General features: G+C 56.8%; 14 protein-coding genes. 6 read left to right on the top strand and 8 right to left on the bottom strand.

Translation table 11 applies throughout. The annotated features are described in order from the left end of the window. Nucleotides 1-113: 113 nt before the first annotated feature. Nucleotides 114-1,298 (bottom strand): MFS transporter, encoded by a 1,185-nt coding sequence (locus HFD87_RS04770; protein WP_167423006.1) that lies wholly within the window; start codon nucleotides 1,296-1,298, stop codon nucleotides 114-116. Nucleotides 1,299-1,500: 202 nt separating this feature from the next. Between HFD87_RS04770 and tus the strand changes: the two genes are divergently transcribed. After that, nucleotides 1,501-2,430, top strand: coding sequence for a DNA replication terminus site-binding protein (tus, locus tag HFD87_RS04765; protein WP_167423005.1), 930 nt, complete (start codon nucleotides 1,501-1,503; stop codon nucleotides 2,428-2,430). A 42-nt stretch (nucleotides 2,431-2,472) separates the two neighbouring features. Here the strand turns inward: tus and fumC are convergent, their stop codons facing one another. Then, nucleotides 2,473-3,870 (bottom strand): class II fumarate hydratase, encoded by a 1,398-nt coding sequence (gene fumC, locus HFD87_RS04760; protein WP_010670092.1) that lies wholly within the window; start codon nucleotides 3,868-3,870, stop codon nucleotides 2,473-2,475. 199 nt (nucleotides 3,871-4,069) lie between these two features. Here fumC and manA point away from each other — a divergent pair, with 199 nt between their 5' ends. Both manA and HFD87_RS04750 read left to right on the top strand, forming a co-directional pair. Next, nucleotides 4,070-5,245: a mannose-6-phosphate isomerase gene (manA, locus tag HFD87_RS04755; RefSeq protein WP_022625703.1), complete on the top strand. Its 1,176-nt coding sequence runs from the start codon at nucleotides 4,070-4,072 to the stop codon at nucleotides 5,243-5,245. Nucleotides 5,246-5,377: 132 nt separating this feature from the next. Next, nucleotides 5,378-6,877, top strand: coding sequence for a YdgA family protein (locus HFD87_RS04750; protein WP_010245343.1), 1,500 nt, complete (start codon nucleotides 5,378-5,380; stop codon nucleotides 6,875-6,877). Nucleotides 6,878-6,919: 42 nt separating this feature from the next. Here the strand turns inward: HFD87_RS04750 and malI are convergent, their stop codons facing one another. Beyond that, nucleotides 6,920-7,945 (bottom strand): Mal regulon transcriptional regulator MalI, encoded by a 1,026-nt coding sequence (gene malI / locus HFD87_RS04745; RefSeq protein ID WP_167423004.1) that lies wholly within the window; start codon nucleotides 7,943-7,945, stop codon nucleotides 6,920-6,922. 174 nt (nucleotides 7,946-8,119) lie between these two features. Here malI and malX point away from each other — a divergent pair, with 174 nt between their 5' ends. The 3 genes from malX (at nucleotide 8,120) to add (ending at nucleotide 12,038) form a co-directional block, all read left to right on the top strand. Then, nucleotides 8,120-9,709 (top strand): maltose/glucose-specific PTS transporter subunit IIBC, encoded by a 1,590-nt coding sequence (malX, locus tag HFD87_RS04740; protein ID WP_010670088.1) that lies wholly within the window; start codon nucleotides 8,120-8,122, stop codon nucleotides 9,707-9,709. A gap of 17 nt (nucleotides 9,710-9,726) precedes the next feature. Continuing rightward, a complete protein-coding gene (locus HFD87_RS04735) occupies nucleotides 9,727-10,899 on the top strand; it encodes a MalY/PatB family protein (RefSeq protein WP_167423003.1) in 1,173 nt (390 codons plus the stop codon). A gap of 143 nt (nucleotides 10,900-11,042) precedes the next feature. Next, nucleotides 11,043-12,038: an adenosine deaminase gene (add, locus tag HFD87_RS04730; protein WP_045140385.1), complete on the top strand. Its 996-nt coding sequence runs from the start codon at nucleotides 11,043-11,045 to the stop codon at nucleotides 12,036-12,038. A gap of 82 nt (nucleotides 12,039-12,120) precedes the next feature. Here add and HFD87_RS04725 read toward each other — a convergent pair whose 3' ends face one another. The 5 genes from HFD87_RS04725 to HFD87_RS04705 all read right to left on the bottom strand — a co-directional run bounded on the left by HFD87_RS04725 (nucleotide 12,121) and on the right by HFD87_RS04705 (nucleotide 17,863). Continuing rightward, nucleotides 12,121-13,167: an oxidoreductase gene (locus tag HFD87_RS04725; RefSeq protein WP_010245361.1), complete on the bottom strand. Its 1,047-nt coding sequence runs from the start codon at nucleotides 13,165-13,167 to the stop codon at nucleotides 12,121-12,123. 102 nt (nucleotides 13,168-13,269) lie between these two features. Then, nucleotides 13,270-14,187, bottom strand: coding sequence for an arabinose operon transcriptional regulator AraC (gene araC, locus HFD87_RS04720; RefSeq protein ID WP_003853440.1), 918 nt, complete (start codon nucleotides 14,185-14,187; stop codon nucleotides 13,270-13,272). Between the two features lie 76 nt (nucleotides 14,188-14,263). Beyond that, nucleotides 14,264-15,247: an L-arabinose ABC transporter permease AraH gene (gene araH, locus HFD87_RS04715; RefSeq protein WP_010245363.1), complete on the bottom strand. Its 984-nt coding sequence runs from the start codon at nucleotides 15,245-15,247 to the stop codon at nucleotides 14,264-14,266. A gap of 12 nt (nucleotides 15,248-15,259) precedes the next feature. Then, nucleotides 15,260-16,780, bottom strand: a complete 1,521-nt coding sequence (gene araG, locus HFD87_RS04710) for an L-arabinose ABC transporter ATP-binding protein AraG (protein WP_010245364.1) — start codon at nucleotides 16,778-16,780, stop codon at nucleotides 15,260-15,262. A 99-nt stretch (nucleotides 16,781-16,879) separates the two neighbouring features. Continuing rightward, entirely contained in the window at nucleotides 16,880-17,863 is a 984-nt protein-coding gene (locus tag HFD87_RS04705; RefSeq protein ID WP_010245365.1) for an arabinose ABC transporter substrate-binding protein, read from the bottom strand. Nucleotides 17,864-18,034 lie beyond the last annotated feature (171 nt).

Here is an 18,034-nt window from a genome sequence, read left to right as displayed (position 1 = left end):
TGAAGCAAACCGGCGGTGACAAGGCACGTATTCACCAAAGGCTGAGGCCCGATAGCACAAGGTGCTTAGCCTGCTAACGGCCCTCTTCCTGCGGAGCAAGGAGAACCGTTCCGTTATGCCGTGGTGGCCGCTGTCGCCGGTAATCGCTGCTTCAGCGCCATAACCAGTACCACGTTAAAGATTGCCAGGGCGCAAAGCAACCACAGCGTCGCCGATGCACCCATCTTTTCAAACACATATCCACCTATCAGCGGCGTCAGTGCCTGCCCCATCAACGCCGGGCGGGCCATTTTACCCACCACAATCGCATAGGACTCTGGTTTGACCATCGCCAGCGGTAAAGTTCCCCGCACGATGGCACGTAAGCCATTTCCTGCGCCATACAACACCATGCTCAGCAACGCCATCTGCGGAAACAGTGCCAGCAACAGCAAGCCCAGTGCCACCAGCCCGACGGAAAAAAAGGTGGTACGGATGGGATGACTGCGTTTAAAGGCGATATCGACGAGTCGGGATCCCACCTGACACGGGCCAAGTACGGCGCTGATCGCCAGCGCCGAGGTCAGCGTATGACCACTCGCCTGCAACAAGGCGATAAGCTGCACGGAAATAGCTGTCATGATCACGGACGCCAGAGTGAAAATGGCACACAGCAGCCAGAACAGCGCAGGCGCAATCTCCGCCGTGCCAGGCTGCGGACTCAGTCGTTTCTCCGGCCGCTTAGCGTGACTGTCGGGTAAGGCAAACAGATAGGCAGGCAGCACGCAGACGACCATCAGTGCCGCAATTATCAGCGACGCGTTCCGCCAGCCGAATCCGTGGATTAACAACGCCGTTCCCGGCCAGACCAGCGTGGTGCAGAAGCCAGATATCAGGGTGATACCGGTGATCGCTGCACGCGCCTGACCGCCATAGCAGGTGCCGAGCGTGGCAAACAGTGCGTCATAAAGGCCCATCGCCATACCGATGCCAATAATTACCCAGGCAAACAGAAACAGCGGCAGAGAGTGGCTATAAGCCATGATCATCAGCCCCACCGCCATCACCATGCCACTCAGTGCCAGCAACAGGCGGCCACCGGTGCGGGCGATAATCCTGCCTGCCAGCGGTGACAGCAGGCCCGATACCAGAATCCCGGTCGAGAGTGCGCCATAAATCCACTGCTGTGACCAGCCTGTCTCAGCCGCAATCGGATTCGCCATCACCGCCATCAGGTAGAACGACCCGCCCCATGACAGGATCTGCACCCAGCCCAGGGTAATAATGGCGGCGATGCCGGGTTTATTGTTCTGATTCACAGGCAATCTCCTGGTTAGCAGGCGAACCGTTTTTATAACATGTTCTGCGATAAGCCAAAATGCGTGATGCCCTTTTGACTGGACAGCTATGCAGGCCGCACGGTTTTAAGTAAACCACCTATAGTATGTTGTAACTATATGACGCTTGCATCCTCGCCAGGCTTCTGCCACATTGTGGACGTTGTAACTATGGAGGCACAACATGACGCGCTACGACTTAGTGGCTGATATGCATCAATGTGTAAATGACCTGGAACTGGCGCTGGGTGAATTGCGTCAGCAGATTGAAGCGCAGCCTCTGCTGATCGCCCGCGTCTTCAGCCTGCCGCCGGTGGTTAAAGGTCGCGAACATGAAGCGATCACCCGGATTGCTGTCGAGCAGCATCTCGGGGAGAGCGCGTTAAAGATGGCGCTTGACCACTACTGCCGCCTGTTTATGCAGCATCAGTCAGAACAGCTGAGCACCAAGGCTGCCGTGCGCTTGCCTGGCGCGCTCTGTATCGAATGCGACGCGCAGCAGGAGGCGGAGATCGGCTCGCTGGTCGACGTCATCAATCAGTTGAAAGCACGGCTGGAGCAGCTGATTACGGTGGACTCAGGCCTGCCGAGTGAAGCGCGTTTTGAGTTCGTCCACCAGCATTTGCGCGGACTGATCACCCTGAATGCCTATCGCACTATCACCCTGCTGAGCGCACCGGATAGCCTGCGTTTCGGCTGGGCCAACAAGCACATTATCAAGAATCTCAAGCGTGAAGAGGTGATCGCCCAGCTGGAAAAAAGCCTGAAGTCGAGACGTGCAAAAGCGCCGTGGTCACGTGAACAGTGGGCGGAAAAAGTGCAGGAAGAGCTGGCAAGCGTGCGTGCCCTGCCCGCCTCGGCACGATTGAAAATCAAGCGCCCGGTGAAAGTTCAGCCGGTTGCCCGCGTCTGGCGCGCGGATGAACAAAAACAGACTCAGCTGGCCTGTCCTTCTCCGATTCTGGTTATCTGTCGCGATCGCACGCAGGTTCCGGTACTGGGCGAATTGCTTAACTACGATGCCGATAATATTAACCATCGTTATAAACCTGCTGCAGAACCGCTGAATCTTTTGATCCCCAGACTGCATCTGTGGGTCGATTGTCCGATATAAATAAAAAGGCCAGCTTTCGCTGGCCTCTGACTCACTCAAACCTTACGACTTCATGCTGCCGACCATCTCTTCCGGACGAACCCAGGCATCAAACTCCTCTTCGGTAAGATAACCCAGCTTCAGCGCCGAGCCTTTCAGCGTCAGCCCCTCTTTGTGCGCCTTCTTGGCAATTTCTGCCGCTTTGTCATAGCCAATATGGGTATTCAGCGCCGTCACCAGCATCAGCGATTCGTTAAGCAGTTGATCGATGCGCTCACGCACCGGCTCAATGCCGACCGCGCAGTGATGATTAAAGCTGTCCATGCCATCCGCCAGCAGGCGAATTGATTGCAGGAAGTTATGGATTACCATCGGACGGAACACGTTAAGCTCAAAGTTACCGGATGCGCCGCCCATATTGATCGCCACATCGTTACCCATCACCTGACAGCAGAGCATGGTCATCGCTTCGCACTGGGTCGGGTTAACTTTACCCGGCATGATGGAACTGCCTGGCTCATTTTCCGGGATGGCGATTTCGCCGATGCCGCAACGCGGGCCGGAAGAGAGCCAGCGCACGTCGTTCGCGATTTTCATCAGCGAGGCGGCCAGCCCTTTCAGCGCGCCATGCGCATGCACCAGCGCATCACAGGTTGCCAGCGCCTCAAACTTGTTTGGCGCAGTGACAAATGGCTGCTGCGTGAGATCGGCCAGCGCCTTCGCCACGCGCACCGCATATTCCGGATGGGTGTTCAGGCCCGTACCTACTGCCGTGCCGCCCAGCGCCAGTTCCGCCACGTGCGGAATGCTCAGCTCAATATGCTTCAGGTTATGCTCCAGCATCGCCACCCAGCCGGAAATCTCCTGGCCCAGAGTCAGCGGCGTGGCATCCTGCAGGTGAGTACGGCCAATCTTGACGATATCTTTGAAGGCGTCGGACTTCTGGCTTAAGGTCTTCTTCAGTACCTGAATCTGAGGGATCAGCTGTTCGCGCAAGGCGATAACGGCGGCAACGTGCATCGCCGTCGGGAAGACATCGTTGGAACTCTGGCTCTTGTTCACATCGTCGTTGGGATGAACCAGCCGCGCCATTCCGCGCTCGCCGCCAAGGATTTCACTGGCGCGGTTCGCCAGCACTTCATTCATGTTCATATTGGTCTGGGTGCCGGAACCGGTCTGCCAGATCGCCAGCGGGAATTCATCCGCATGCTTGTCAGCCAGCACCTCATCGGCCGCGCTGACAATCGCCTCGGCGCGGTCAGCGGGCAGCAGTCCCAGATCGCGGTTAACGCTGGCCGCGGCGCGCTTGGTCAATGCCAGTGCATGCACCAGCGCGGTCGGCATTTTTTCGGTTGAGATGCGGAAGTGTTCCAGTGAGCGCTGTGTCTGCGCGCCCCACAGTTTGTCTGCCGGTACGTCGATGGGGCCCATTGAATCTTTCTCAATGCGATTGGCTGCCATGAATACGTCTCCTTCATCTGGTTTTTAAAAGAATGACCGCCCGGTACGTCATTACGATCGACTGCCGGGCGGTCAGGATAGTAATACACAATAATTTAACATTATCAGAGCTTAGCGTCCTTTTGCGCTGGAGATGTATTTTTACCGGCAGTTTCTGCTTTAATACTGGCAATAATTTCCCGTGATAAAGGGTTATACAATGCAAAAAATGAACAATACGCTGCAAAACTACGCATGGGGCAGCAAAACTGCGTTGACTGAGCTTTACGGAATCGCTAATCCACAGGGGCTGCCGATGGCGGAACTCTGGATGGGCGCACATCCGAAAAGCCCCTCCACCGTGATTGACCAGGGCAGCGAGCGTTCGCTGCGTGACGTGATTGATGCCGCGCCTGCCGCCATGCTGGGCGAAGCGGTGGCACAGCGTTTTGGTGAACTGCCCTTCCTGTTCAAAGTGTTGTCTGCCGATCAGCCGCTGTCGATTCAGGTCCATCCCAGCAAACGCGCGGCCGAAGTGGGCTTTGCCCGTGAGAATGCGGCGGGTATTCCGCTGACAGCTGCTGAGCGTAATTATAAAGATGCCAACCACAAGCCGGAGCTGGTCTACGCGCTGACGCCCTTCCAGGCGATGAATGGCTTTCGCACCCTGACGGAGATGGTCTCACTGCTGGAGCCGGTTGCGGGCGCACATCCACAGATAGCCCATTTTCTGCAGCATCCCGATCAGGATACGCTGGCCGCGCTCTTCTCTACCCTGCTGTCACTGGAGGGTGAGGCGAAATCGCTGGCGCTGGGCATCCTGAAATCCGCGGTTGATGCACAACAGGGTGAGCCGTGGCAGACCATTCGCATGATTGCGGCAGAGTATCCTGACGACAGCGGCCTGTTTTCGCCGCTGCTGCTGAACGTAATCACGCTGCAACCGGGCGAGGCGATGTTCCTCTACGCGGAGACCCCGCACGCTTATCTGAAAGGCGTGGCGCTGGAGGTGATGGCAAACTCTGATAACGTGTTGCGGGCCGGTTTAACCCCGAAATATATCGATATTGCCGAGTTGATGGCGAACCTGAAGTTTGAAGAGAAGCCAGCCAGCACCCTGCTGACCGAGCCAGAGCAACAGGGCAACGCGCTGCGCTTCCCGATTCCGGTGGAGGATTTTGCCTTTGCCATTCATACCCTGAACGCAGAGCCACAGCCGCTGGCGCAGCAGAGCGCCGCACTGCTGTTCTGCATCGAAGGCCAGACGGTGATCGCCAAAGGCGAGCAGCAGGTGACGCTGAAACCAGGTGAATCCTGCTTCATTGCCGCCAGCGAATCCCCCGTAACGGTCGCAGGCACGGGCCGACTGGCGCGGGTATTTAACGACTTAGGGTGAAGCGGCTGACGGAGTGCCTGTTAACTGCTATTATTTCAACCTATTAGCTTTTAAACGCCTGCGGGCGTTTTTCTTCAGTCGCTGGGGTAAACCTGCGGCATAAGCGGACTCAAGGATAAGGACGAATCAGCAATGAAAAAGACCAATGTTGCCGTAGGTGTCATCATCGCACTGGGCGTAGTCTGGACTGGCGCGGCATGGTTCACCGGCAAGCAGATTGAAAGCCACAGGGATGAGCTGGTGCAGAACGCCAATGCCCAGCTGAATGCTTATGCCCCTAACAGCCGACTGAAGATCAGCTATCAGGACTATCAGCGCGGCGTGTTCAGCAGCAAAGTGAATCTGGTGATTCAGGCCAACTCGCAGACGGAAGATAATCCTCTGCTTAAACCAGGCCAGAGCATCATCCTGAACGAAACCATCGATCATGGCCCTTTCCCGTTTGCTCAGCTGAAGCATTTCAATCTGATCCCGAGCATGGCGTCGGTTCATACCGAACTGGCTAACACCGATGCGGTGAAAAAGCTGTTTGAGCTGACCGGCAACAAGTCGCTGATTAACGCCGATACCCGTATCGGCTACAGCGGTGCCACCGATACGGCGCTGCGCGTTCTGCCGGTTGATTATCAGAATGCGCAAAGCGGCGAGCGTCTGGCCACCAATGGGGGCACCTTCAACGTCAGCGCGGATAACAAAGGCGACAAAGTGTCGCTGGACAGTGACGTTGATAGCCTCGCGCTGACCAGTAAAAATGAGATGGGCCAGCCGGTGCTGTTCACCATTAATGGTCTGAAGCTGAGCGGTAACACCCATCTCAGCCCGGAAGGCGTGCGTATTGGTGACCAGTCAGTGGATATTGAGAAGGTCAACGCCAGCATCAATGGTCAGGACGCCCTGACGCTGCACAAAATGAAAGGCACCTCCTCTTTCGATAACAGCGCCGGTAAGATTGGCGGCAATATCGACTACAAAGTTGAAGGCATTCAGCTGCAGAAGCAGGATTTTGGTCAGGCAGCGCTGAAGATGAAACTGTCACAGTTTGATGCGCAGGCGGTAAAAGCCTTCTCCGATCGTTACAACGCGCAGATGCAGGAACTGCTGAGCCAGCCTGGCGTCGCGGAAGATCCTATCCGCTACCAGGCGGGTGTGCATCAGATTCTGATGAGCAACCTGCCGATGCTGCTGAAGGGCTCACCTGCGATCAGTATCGCCCCGCTGAGCTGGAAAAATGATAAAGGTGAAAGCACCTTTAACCTGAACGCTAATTTCAACGATCCCTCTGCGGTGACCGGCGAAGCCCAGACACTCAGCGCCATGGTTGATCGGGTACTGAAGAGCCTGGACAGCAAGCTGGTCATCAATATGCCAATGGCGACCGAAACCATGCATAAAGTGGGACTGGCTGAAGGATATCAGGCCGATGACGCACAGAAGCTGGCAGATCAGCAGGTGAAAGGACTGGCGGCGATGGGTCAGATGTTCCGCCTGACCCAGCAGCAGGATAACAATATCGTCACCAGCCTGCAGTATACCAACGGTCAGGTGAACATGAACGGCGACAAAATGACGCTGGAGCAGTTCCTCTCCCGCTATATGCTGGGTATGCCGACCAGCGAAGGGATGCCGCAGTAATTCTCTACTCTTCCTTTAAAGGCGACCTCCGGGTCGCCTTTTTTATGCCGAGCCGCGAATAACCAGCTGCGGCGGCATAATCACGTTCTGCCGGGCGGCATCGGGTTGCGCTATCCGTTGCAGGATACGCTCAGCTGCCACACGGCCAATCTCCCGGGCTGAACTGGTGACAAACGTCAGCGGCGGATCGGTCAGTTCCGCCTGCGGTTCATCGCCAAAGCCCATCAGAGCCAGTTGCTGATCGTAATAGCTGTCGACTGCACCCCGGGCGAACGTTCGCCCGGTGCGCAACAGCCCAAAATAGCATCCCAGCGCGGTAGTGGCGTTATAGGCCAGCACGGCGGTCAGCCGCGGATGGTGCTGAAACAGCTGTATCGCCGCATCAGCCGCCTCTTTTTGCGTGTTACCACATTCAATAATCCATTCAGGCCGGAACGGCAGCCCATATTGCAGCAGGGTGGCGCAGTAGCCGCCAAGACGTTCTGCCCGGGTCAGTGATGCGCTATGGCCGCCCAGCCAGGCAATGCGCTGATGCCCCTGACGAATCAGGTATTCTGTGGCCAGACGCGCAGCCTGAGCATTATCGGGGCGGATAGCGTCCACCTCCTCCAGGCTACTGGCGCGCGCGGCACAGACTAAGGCCATATTCACCTCTCTGGCCCGCGTCACAATCTGACTGGCCTTATCGGCACCGCCTCCCAGCACCACGCCATCCACTCCCTGAGCGACCAGTGACTCAAAGCAGCGATGCAGATGCTGTCCCTGGGCGCCGCTCTGCGTCAGGAACAGCAATTTGCCCTGCTTCTCCAGCGCTTCACTCAGACCTGCCGTCATTTCGGCATAAAATGGCTGGCTGAGATCGCGGACGATCAAGCCAATCACGCCACTCTCACCCCCGCGCAACATGGTTGCCGAACGGTTACGTACGAAACCGAGTTGCTCAATGGCCTCGTTCACGCGCGCCATGGTGGCCGCAGAGATCCGTCCTTTGCCGGATAACACCAGCGATACCGTGGTCACCGACACGCCCGCCGCCGCCGCAACATCATTGATGGTGATTTTACTCATCAGATTACTCAACTGAACTACAGCATTAGAAAACAAGGTAAAACGTTACACCTTGTGACGTCAGAATTATATCGTCCATGACCTGAAGAGTGTGATTCAGCGCGCATAAGATCCAGGTAAAACGTTTTATCATCCCGCCACTTCACTCAGTGGTCCGTTTATCCAGGAGCGTTCATGTCACCCTCTCACCAAAAAATGTCCGTCTGGGAATTTTTCCAGAGTCTGGGCAAAACCTTTATGCTGCCGGTTGCCCTGCTTTCCTTCTGCGGCATCATGCTCGGGATTGGCAGTTCGCTGAGCAGTCGTGATGTCCTGACCCTGTTACCTGTGCTGGATCACCCCTGGCTGCAATATCTGTTTCTCTGGATGGCCAAACTGGGATCGTTCGCCTTTAGCTATCTGCCGGTGATGTTCGCCATTGCGATTCCGCTGGGTATGGCGCGCGAGAACAAGGGCGTGGCAGCGTTTGCCGGCTTTGTGGGGTATGCCGTGCTAAACCTCAGCATCAACTTCTGGCTCAATATCCACGGCATTCTGCCAACCACCGATGCCGCCGTGCTGAAAGCTAACAACGTTCAGCCGATCCTGGGGATCCCGTCGATCGATACCGGCATTCTGGGCGCGGTCATTGTGGGTATTGTGGTGTTCTGGCTGCATGAGCGCTTTCATAACATCCGACTGCCCGATGCGCTGGCTTTCTTTGGCGGCACCCGGTTTGTGCCGATTATCACCACGCTGGTGATTGGTTTACTGGGACTGGTCGTCCCGCTGATCTGGCCTTTTTTCGCGCGGGGTATCACCGGATTAGGCTGGATGATTAACAGCGCGGGTGATTTTGGCCCGATGATCTTTGGAACCGGCGAACGTCTGCTGCTGCCGTTTGGCCTGCAGCATATTCTGGTCGCCATCATGCGCTTTACCGATGCAGGCGGCACACTGGATGTGTGTGGCAAGAGCGTGAGCGGTGCCTTAACCATTTTCCAGGCGCAGCTCGCCTGCCCGGAAACCCACGGTTTTGCTGAAAGCGCGACCCGCTTCCTGTCACAGGGTAAAATGCCTGCCTTCCTGGGTGGTCTGCCAGGTGCTGCCCTGGCCATCTATCACTGCGCTCGCCCGGAGAATCGTCATAAGATCAAAGGCCTGTTGATCTCCGGTGTGGTGGCCTGCGTGGTCGGCGGCACCACCGAACCTATCGAATTCCTGTTTCTGTTTGTCGCCCCGTTCCTCTATCTGATCCACGCCCTGCTGACCGGCGTTGGCTTCAGCATCATGGCGATACTGGGCGTCACTATCGGCAATACAGACGGCAATATCATCGACTTTGTGGTGTTTGGTGTGCTGCACGGGCTGTCGACCAAATGGTACTGGGTACCCGTTGTCGCAGCGATATGGTTTGTCGGTTACTACCTGATTTTCCGTTTCGCCATTCTGCACTTCAATATCAAAACACCGGGACGCGAAGTGGAAAGTGCCAGTGCGGTTGCGCAGCAGGTCAGCAATGCCGGTAAAGGCAAATCTGGCTATAACTCACCGGCTATTCTCGCGGCACTTGGCGGCGTGGAGAATATTACCTCGCTGGATAATTGTCTGACGCGTCTGCGTCTGACCCTGGCGGATATGAGTAAAGTGGATGATGCGGCGCTGAAAGCCAACGGCGCGATAGGTGTGGTCCATCTTAATCAGACCAGCCTGCAGGTGGTTATCGGTCCACAGGTGCAGTCGGTGAAAGATGAACTGTCACACCTGATGAATGTCCCTGCCTGAAGTGCCGGAGCCGATTAATGTTTAACTTTGACGAAGTCATCGATCGCCGCGGCAGCTGGTCTACCCAGTGGGATTTCGTGGCTGACCGCTTTGGCGTCCCCGATCTGCTGCCGTTTACCATTTCGGATATGGACTTCAGAACTGCGCCAGCGGTTCAGCAGGCGCTGGCCCAGCGCGTAGCACACGGCGTGTTGGGTTACAGTCGCTGGCAGCATGACGATTTTCTTTCCGCCTGCTGCCACTGGATGTCCAGCCGTTTCGGCTACCAGCCCGATGCTGACACGCTGGTTTATGGACCCTCGGTGATCTATATGGTGGCGCAGATGCTGCGCCGCTGGAGCAACCCGGATGATGAAGTGGTGCTCCACACCCCCGCCTACGATGCTTTTTATAAAACGGTACGCGGCAATCAGCGACAGGTGCTGGAGATGCCGCTGCAGCGGGATAACGGTAGCTGGCGATGTGATATGGCCGCGCTGGAGACGCGGCTGGCGCGCCCGCGCTGCAAGATCCTGTTGCTCTGCAGCCCGCACAATCCCACCGGCAAAGTGTGGACAGCAGCTGAGCTGCAACAGATGGCGGCGCTCTGCGATCGTCACGGCGTGCGGGTGATCAGCGATGAAATCCATATGGATATGGTAGTGGGTAATCAGCCCCATACTCCGTGGGCCAGCGTGGCGCGCAGTGACTGGGCGCTGTTTACCTCGGCGTCGAAAAGCTTCAACGTACCAGGCCTGACCGGTGCGTGGGGAATTATCCCGGATGCGGCAGACAGAGCCGCCTGGTTTCAGGCGCTGAAAAATGCTGACGGCCTTTCTTCTCCGGCCGTGCTGGCCGTCACGGCACACGTTGCCGCCTACCAACAAGGCGCACCCTGGCTGGATGCCCTGCGCAGCTATCTTTATGATAATTTCACACTGGTTGCCAATCGGCTTAACGCTGAGTTTCCCGCACTTGACTGGCACATTCCCGAGGCGACCTATCTCGCCTGGCTCGATATCAATCCGCTGGGCATTCCAGAAGAGGCCCTGCAACAGGCGCTGATCCAGCAACGGGTCGCAATTATGCCCGGATCGACCTACGGTGATGCAGGCAAAGGGTTTTTGCGTCTTAACGTTGGCTGTCCGCGCAGCAAAGTTGATGAGGGCGTTTCACGCCTGATTGCGTCGATCCATCAGTTGCAGGGCTGACATTAGCCGGCGAGGCAACCATTGCTCGCCGGTTATGCGTAATTAAGCAGCATCCGGCGCAGCTGTTGCGCAAATAGCTGGCGCTGTTGCGCAAGATATTTTTATAATGCTCTGCACTTCACCGACAACTGAGCGAGTGCGCCATGATCGATTCTAAAATTCCTCTGACTGATATTCACCGCCACCTTGATGGCAACATCCGTGCACAAACCATTCTCGATTTAGGTCGCCAGTTTAACCTCGCCCTGCCTGCTTCCACGCTGGAGACGCTGCGTCCGCATGTGCAGGTCGGCCAGAATGAGCCTGACCTGGTGAGCTTCCTGCAGAAGCTCGACTGGGGTGTGAAAGTGCTGGGTGATCTGGATGCCTGCCGCCGGATCGCGCAGGAGAATGTCGAAGATGCCGCCCGCGCGGGTATTCACTATGCTGAACTGCGTTTTTCCCCTGGTTATATGGCGATGACCCACAACCTGCCGATTGCCGGTGTGGTTGAAGCGGTAATTGAGGGCGTGCGCGCAGGCCGTCAGCAGCACGATATCGACGTGCGTCTGATCGGTATTATGAGCCGTACCTTTGGCGAAGATGCCTGCCTCAGCGAACTGGAAGCTTTGCTTGCCCATCGCGATCACATCACCGCGGTCGATCTGGCGGGTGATGAGCTGGGCTTCCCGGGCAGCGAGTTCCTGAGCCACTTTACCCAGGCGCGCGATGCCGGTTTCCGCGTTACCGTCCATGCGGGCGAAGCGGCCGGACCCGAGAGCATCTGGCAGGCGATTCGGGAGCTGGGTGCAGAACGTATCGGTCACGGCGTGAAAGCGATTGAAGATCGCGCGCTGATGGATTTCCTGGCGGAGCACCGTATTGGTATTGAATCCTGCCTGACCTCCAATATCCAGACCAGCACCGTGCCATCACTGGCGCAGCATCCGCTGAAGACCTTCCTGGAGCATGGCATTCTGGCGACGATTAACACGGATGATCCGGCGGTTCAGGGCATTGAACTGGCGCATGAGTATCATCACGCCGCTCCGGCTGCCGGTCTGAGCGCGGCGCAGATTCGTCAGGCGCAGGAAAATGGTCTGACGATTGCGTTCCTTAGCGAAGCAGAGAAAGCGGCTCTTCGCGCCCGGGTGCAGTAATCCTGAAGCGTAGCGACAAAAAACGGGCCGGATATCCGGCCCGTTTCGCTTTTTTACTTATTGCGTTTTAAGCACCGACCGATTAAACGCGCTTTAGCGACATCGTCTGGCGTTTCTCGGCGGATTGCAGACCTAACTCGATCAGCTCCATCACATGAATCGCCTCTTCCGCTGCCACCGGATTGTTACCACGTCCGGCAATCGCATCGCGGATGCCTGCATAGTAAGCGGGATAGTTGCCTGGCTGGGTCAGCTGGGTCGTTTCGGTCAGGGAATCTCCGTCAACCAGCGTCAGAGTGCCATCACGCATGTCATAGCCCCAGTCTTCCTGCGGCGGGAAATCACCTGACTTCAGGCGATCTTCCTGCGGATCAAGACCATATTTGACGTAACTGCCGCGCGTGCCGTGGACGGTATAACGGGCAGATTCTGCCGCGACCAGCATGCTGGCGTGCAGCACAACACGGCGCTGCGGATAAGTCAGCGTCGCGTGGAAGTAGTCGGTGGTCTGCGCGCCCGGACGCATCTCGGCCAGATCAACCGTGATAGCGACCGGCGGGCCAAACAGCTGCAGCGCCTGGTCCAGCAGATGCGGCCCCAGGTCATACCAGATTCCGCTGCCTGCACCTTTCATTTCACGCCAGCGATTACGCACTTCCAGACGGAAGCGGTCAAAGTGCGATTCAAAGTAGCGCACTTCACCCAGCGTACCGGCCTCAATCAGCGATTTCAGCGTCAGGAAGTCACTGTCCCAGCGGCGGTTGTGGAACACCGACAGCAGCAGCCCTTTGGCTTTCGCCAGCGCATCCAGTTCACGCGCCTGTGACAACGTCACGGTGAAAGGCTTATCGACCACCACATGTTTACCGGCGTTCAGCGCTGCTTTTGCCAGCGGGAAGTGCGTGTCGTTGGGGGTAGGAATAACAATCAGTTGCAGCGTCGGGTCGTCCAGCAGTGCCTGAGGGTCGGCCACCACCTTAACAGCAGGCCAGTCGGCGTGGACTTTGCTGGCGTCGCTACTGGAAATGGCTGCCAGTTCGACGTCTGGCGTCCCCGCAATCAGCGGAGCATGAAACGTTTTACTGGCAAAACCGTAGCCGATCAGACCAACACGTAATTTATCGCTCATTTGTATTCCTCTCAGAGCCTGATTGACCAGGCTCTTAGTTGATAACCTGATTGATTTAAGACTATTAACCAAATGACGACAAGCCGGAATTCCCCGAAAAAACTAAGAGATAGCACTTCGCGCCAGCGGCCAGGCGGTCTGAGCGGCCAGGCTGTCGTGCGCATCCTGATTACGGCGGCGGAAGTCGCTGGGACTGACGCCGACCCGCTTGCGGAACACCCGCGAGAAGTAGAGCTGATCGTCATAGCCCACTTCACGTCCTACCGAGGCGATCGGTTCCTGGGTGGTCTGCAGCAGCAGTTTCGCGCGGATTACACGCTGATCTTCACGCCAGCGCAGCAGGTTCACACCCATCTGCTCGCGGAACAGGTGCGCCAGCCGCGACGGCGACAGACAGACGTGGCGCGCCACCTCTTCAATCTTAACCTCGCTGGCGAGATGGTTGGTGACGTACTGGCAGGCTTCAATCACGCGCGGATCGCGAATTAACTGATGGCTACGAGGATCTTCTTCAACGGCGCGCAGCAGCAGCCGTTCCAGCAGGTTCATCGCCAGCTCTTCCGCAAACCGACGGCCCGAATTGTGGGTCTGCTCGATACTGGCAAACAGGCGATCAAATTCGCCACGCAGCGATTCAGGCAGCAGCAGTCGTCCCACGCCCTCCTGCTCATCCTGCCAGCGCAGCCAGTCGTGCCAGTAGGCGCGCGGACGGAAATAGACCCAGCGGTGAAACCACTGCGGGCTGTCCGGCGCGCGACCATAATAGTGAGCCGTTTTCGGCTGAAACAGCAGCATTTCGCCAGGTTCGCAGTCAAATGCCCGCTCGCCGTCAAATACCCGCCCTTTACCTTTAATAGTGAGATTCAGAATGTAACCTTTCATGCCGTGCGGGCGATCGATAAAGAAATCGAGCGGGCCATCTGCGGTGATGGGCGTCAGCCCCGCCACCAGCCAGGCATTGAATGAATAGCCCGGCAACAAGGGGTTTTGCTGCTCGGCCGGTAATTCACGGTGATACATAGCGTCCTCACTCAGTCTGTTATTGTTCGGATAGCCCGCAGAGACTTCTGCCTCTGCGGACCAACGGCTCGCTCAATCAGGCTTTTTTCTGTTTGTAACGGTCAAAAATCACCGCAGCTAACAGTATCAGACCGCGTACCACATACTGTGAGAATGGCGAGATATTCAATAAATTCATCGCATTCTCTACCGTGCCGAGGATCAGCACCCCTGCCACCACATAGGAGATTTTACCGATGCCGCCCTTCAGCGAAACGCCACCCAGCACGCAGGCAGAAATCACCACCAGCTCATAGCCGATGGAGGTCATTGGCTGGCCGCTGGTCATACGTGACGCCAGGATGATGCCCGCCGCCGCTGAAACCAGACCGGAGAGGATAAAGATGATGATGCGGGTGCGCACCACCGGCACACCGGCCAGACGTGCTGCTTCTTCATTGCCGCCAATTGCCAGGGTGTTACGGCCAAAGGTGGTTTTGTTGAGCAGGAAGCCGAAGATCAGCATCGTAGCCAGGGTCAGCCAGATGGGCGCAGGCACGCCAAGCCAGTTGGCAAAGCCCAGTTCAAAGAAGCGCTCATCTTCGATACCGACCGCTTTACCGTCAGAGAAGATATAGGCCAGCCCGCGGACAATCTGCATGGTCGCCAGCGTGGTGATCAGCGCATTGATCTTGAGGCGGGCAATCACAAAGCCGTTGATAAAGCCGGTGATCATACCGAGTACCAGACCGGCACCCACGCCAATCCACAGGCTTTCGGTCATGTTAATCACCACGGCGGTAACCACACCCGCACAGGCGATGACGGAAGCGACCGACAGGTCAAAATCACCGGAGGCCAGACAGAACAGCATGCCGCAGGCGACCATGCCGGACATCGACATCGCCAGCCCTAAGCCTTTCATATTGATAAACGAGCCGAAGTTCGGCACAAAGATCGCACAGACAATAAACAGCAATGCAAATACCACCAGCATGCCGAAGTTGTCCCAGATGCGACCTAACTGCAGGCCGCCGCGTGAAGCGGGCTGCGGCGTATTTGAGGTCGTGGATGAAGCCATGATGATCTCCTGTCAGGCCACGGCGGCCGCTTGAGTGGTTTTGGGCATCGCCAGGCTCAGCGTCTGCTGTTCCGTGGCGTCGTCGTGTAGCAGTTCACCGGCAATGGCACCTTCGCGCATCACCACGATGCGATCGGCCAGGCCCATCACTTCCGGTAAATCGCTGGAGGCGAACAGCACCGCAATGCCCCGGTTCGCCAGCTGATAAATCAGGTTATAGATTTCATGTTTGGCACCGACATCGATACCGCGCGTTGGCTCATCCAGCAGGATCACCTTCATATCCTCTGACAGCCAGCGTCCCAGAATCGCCTTCTGCTGGTTGCCGCCGGAAAGGTTCATGATCAGCTGATCGGCGCTGGGCGTTTTGATGTTTAGCGAGCGGATATGGCTGTCGGCATTTTTATTTTCCCAGCCGTTTTTAATCAGGCAGCCCGCAGTAAGGTTATGACGACGGGCGCTGATGTTGATGTTGTCGCGCACCGAATGCACCGGAATAATGCCCTCGGCTTTGCGATCTTCCGGGCAGAGCATAATGCCCGCACGGATGGCATCGATCGGCTCCCGCAGCGGCAGCGGTTTGCCGTCCAGAATCACCTGACCGCCGCGCAGACGCGTGCCGCCAAACAGCCCTTTCAGCAGTTCACTGCGACCGGCACCGACCAGGCCAAACAGGCCGACGATTTCACCGGCATGGACTTTCAGCGAAATCGGCGTCCGCACGCCCTTCGCTTCGACCTTGTCCAGCTCCAGCCGCACCGCGCCTTTGGCACGCGGTGAATAGCCATAGATATCACCGAGGTTTCGTCCAACCATCGCCTGCACCAGATCGTCGTGATGGGTGTTAGCCATATCGGTAAACGTCCGCACGTAGCGGCCATCTTTAAAGACGGTGATGGCATCGCTGAGGGCGAAGATCTCCTCCATGCGGTGTGAAACGTAGAGCACCACCCGGCCCTCCTCACGGAGCTGACGGATGACGCGGAACAGGTTGTCGATTTCACGCGCCGACAGGGAGCTGGTTGGCTCATCAAAGGCGATAATGCGCGCGTTACGCGCCAGCGCTTTGGCAATCTCCACCATCTGCCACTGCCCCAGCGACAGATATTTCAGCGGCATATCGGGATCGATATCCATGCCGAGATTTTTCAGTTGCAGGCCCGCCTCAAAACGCATCAGCTTACGGTTGACCAGCCCATGTTTGTGCGGGATCTGACCGAGATAGATGTTCTCTGCCACGCTCATTTCCGGCACCAGATGCAGTTCCTGGTAAATAATGGCGACGCCCGCGTCCAGCGCATCGGTGGTGCGCTGAAAGCTCATCGGCTGGCCTTTAATACGAATCTCACCGCCGCTCGGCTGATAACTGCCGCTGAGTATTTTTAACAGCGTCGATTTGCCTGCGCCGTTCTCGCCCATCAGAGCATGGACTTCACCGCCACGGCAGTCGAAGGAGATATCCTGCAACGCTTTGACGCCAGGGAAGGTTTTACTGATGCCATGAAACGACAGAAATGCTGAATCAGTGTTCATGTTTTTCCTCACTCTTTCGCGCCACCGGCCAGTTATGGCGGGCGGCGCGAAATTGGCTATTAAGGATGCCAGGCGACAAACTGCCTGGCAGGCTCAGGGTTACATCAGTCCTTTTTTCGCCAGTTCAGTTTTGAAGTTGTCACGGGTGATCAGCACCACATCGGTAACTTCGGTGAATTTTGGTGGCTCTTCACCTTTGCTGACCCAGTTGTAGAGCATCTGGCTGCTTTTGTAGCCGTGGATATCCGGGCTTGGCAGCAGCGATCCGTAGAAGCCGGTTGCCTTCTCTTTCGACAGTTCACTGATGGCGTCCACGCCGTTGATGCCGATACCGATGACGTCAGCCGCTTTAAAGCCCTGACCTTCGGTCGCGCGCACGCCGCCCAGCACGGTGTTGTCGTTCATGCCGACAATCAGCCAGTGTTTGACTTCAGGATGCTGAACCAGCAGAGAGTTACCGGCGTCAAACGCGCCAGGGATGTCGTTAGATTTGGTGGGGACCTGGTAGATCTGCGCTGCCGGGAAGCCAGCGGCTTTGATGGCGTCCATGGAGCCGCCGGTACGACGACGAGCGGTGTCGAGTTCGTTGGCGGTAATCGCCATCACGCCGGTGGTTTTCACATCCCAGCCGCGTTTCTGCATCTCTTTATAGAGTTCCTGACCCTGACGCTCACCAATTTTGGTCGCAGCCATCATCACCAGCGGCACGGTATCCATTGGTTTGCCTTTGGCGGTGACGAACTGGTCATCGACCGCGATGACTTTCAGACCGTAGCCACGTGCTTTTGCCATGATGGCAGAGCCGAGTTTCGGATCGGGCGTACAGATAACAAAACCCTTCGCGCCGTTAGCCGCCAGGCTGTCGATGGCATTCAGGGTTTTTTCACCATCCGGCACGGCAATTTTAATGACGTCAAAGCCAAGATCTTTGCCCGCTTTATCGGCGAATTTCCATTCAGTCTGGAACCAGGGTTCCTCTGGTTGCTTGACTAAGAATCCCAGCTTCATGGTCTCGGCGATAGCGGATTGTGACATAACCGCTGCCAGGCCGATGGCCGCGAACGCTTTAGTGAATTTATGCATGATGCTCTCCGGTACCAGGTTATTTTTCGCTGCTAATAACGAATCGGTGTAAACGCTACCAGTTTGTTTTGTTTTGTGGGTACAGCCATAAATCAGTGCGTTAGGCTGGCATGTGCTGACAGACTGTCCAGACGCTGGGCTAGTTTTAGCGGTATTAGCGAAGAAAAATGT

This window comes from Pantoea sp. EKM21T, from assembly GCF_011800405.1.
Classification (GTDB): domain Bacteria; phylum Pseudomonadota; class Gammaproteobacteria; order Enterobacterales; family Enterobacteriaceae; genus Pantoea; species Pantoea agglomerans.
Note: the sequence above shows the minus strand (reverse complement) of the source record. Positions and strands in the feature narration are given on the sequence as shown.

Coding starts and splice junctions, on each gene's coding strand:
- tus (WP_167423005.1), top strand. CDS start 1,501: ATGACGCGCTACGACTTAGTGGCTGATATGCATCAATGTGTAAATGAC.
- fumC (WP_010670092.1), bottom strand. CDS start 3,870: ATGGCAGCCAATCGCATTGAGAAAGATTCAATGGGCCCCATCGACGTA.
- manA (WP_022625703.1), top strand. CDS start 4,070: ATGCAAAAAATGAACAATACGCTGCAAAACTACGCATGGGGCAGCAAA.
- HFD87_RS04750 (WP_010245343.1), top strand. CDS start 5,378: ATGAAAAAGACCAATGTTGCCGTAGGTGTCATCATCGCACTGGGCGTA.
- malI (WP_167423004.1), bottom strand. CDS start 7,945: ATGAGTAAAATCACCATCAATGATGTTGCGGCGGCGGCGGGCGTGTCG.
- malX (WP_010670088.1), top strand. CDS start 8,120: ATGTCACCCTCTCACCAAAAAATGTCCGTCTGGGAATTTTTCCAGAGT.
- HFD87_RS04735 (WP_167423003.1), top strand. CDS start 9,727: ATGTTTAACTTTGACGAAGTCATCGATCGCCGCGGCAGCTGGTCTACC.
- add (WP_045140385.1), top strand. CDS start 11,043: ATGATCGATTCTAAAATTCCTCTGACTGATATTCACCGCCACCTTGAT.
- HFD87_RS04725 (WP_010245361.1), bottom strand. CDS start 13,167: ATGAGCGATAAATTACGTGTTGGTCTGATCGGCTACGGTTTTGCCAGT.
- araC (WP_003853440.1), bottom strand. CDS start 14,187: ATGTATCACCGTGAATTACCGGCCGAGCAGCAAAACCCCTTGTTGCCG.
- araH (WP_010245363.1), bottom strand. CDS start 15,247: ATGGCTTCATCCACGACCTCAAATACGCCGCAGCCCGCTTCACGCGGC.
- araG (WP_010245364.1), bottom strand. CDS start 16,780: ATGAACACTGATTCAGCATTTCTGTCGTTTCATGGCATCAGTAAAACC.
- HFD87_RS04705 (WP_010245365.1), bottom strand. CDS start 17,863: ATGCATAAATTCACTAAAGCGTTCGCGGCCATCGGCCTGGCAGCGGTT.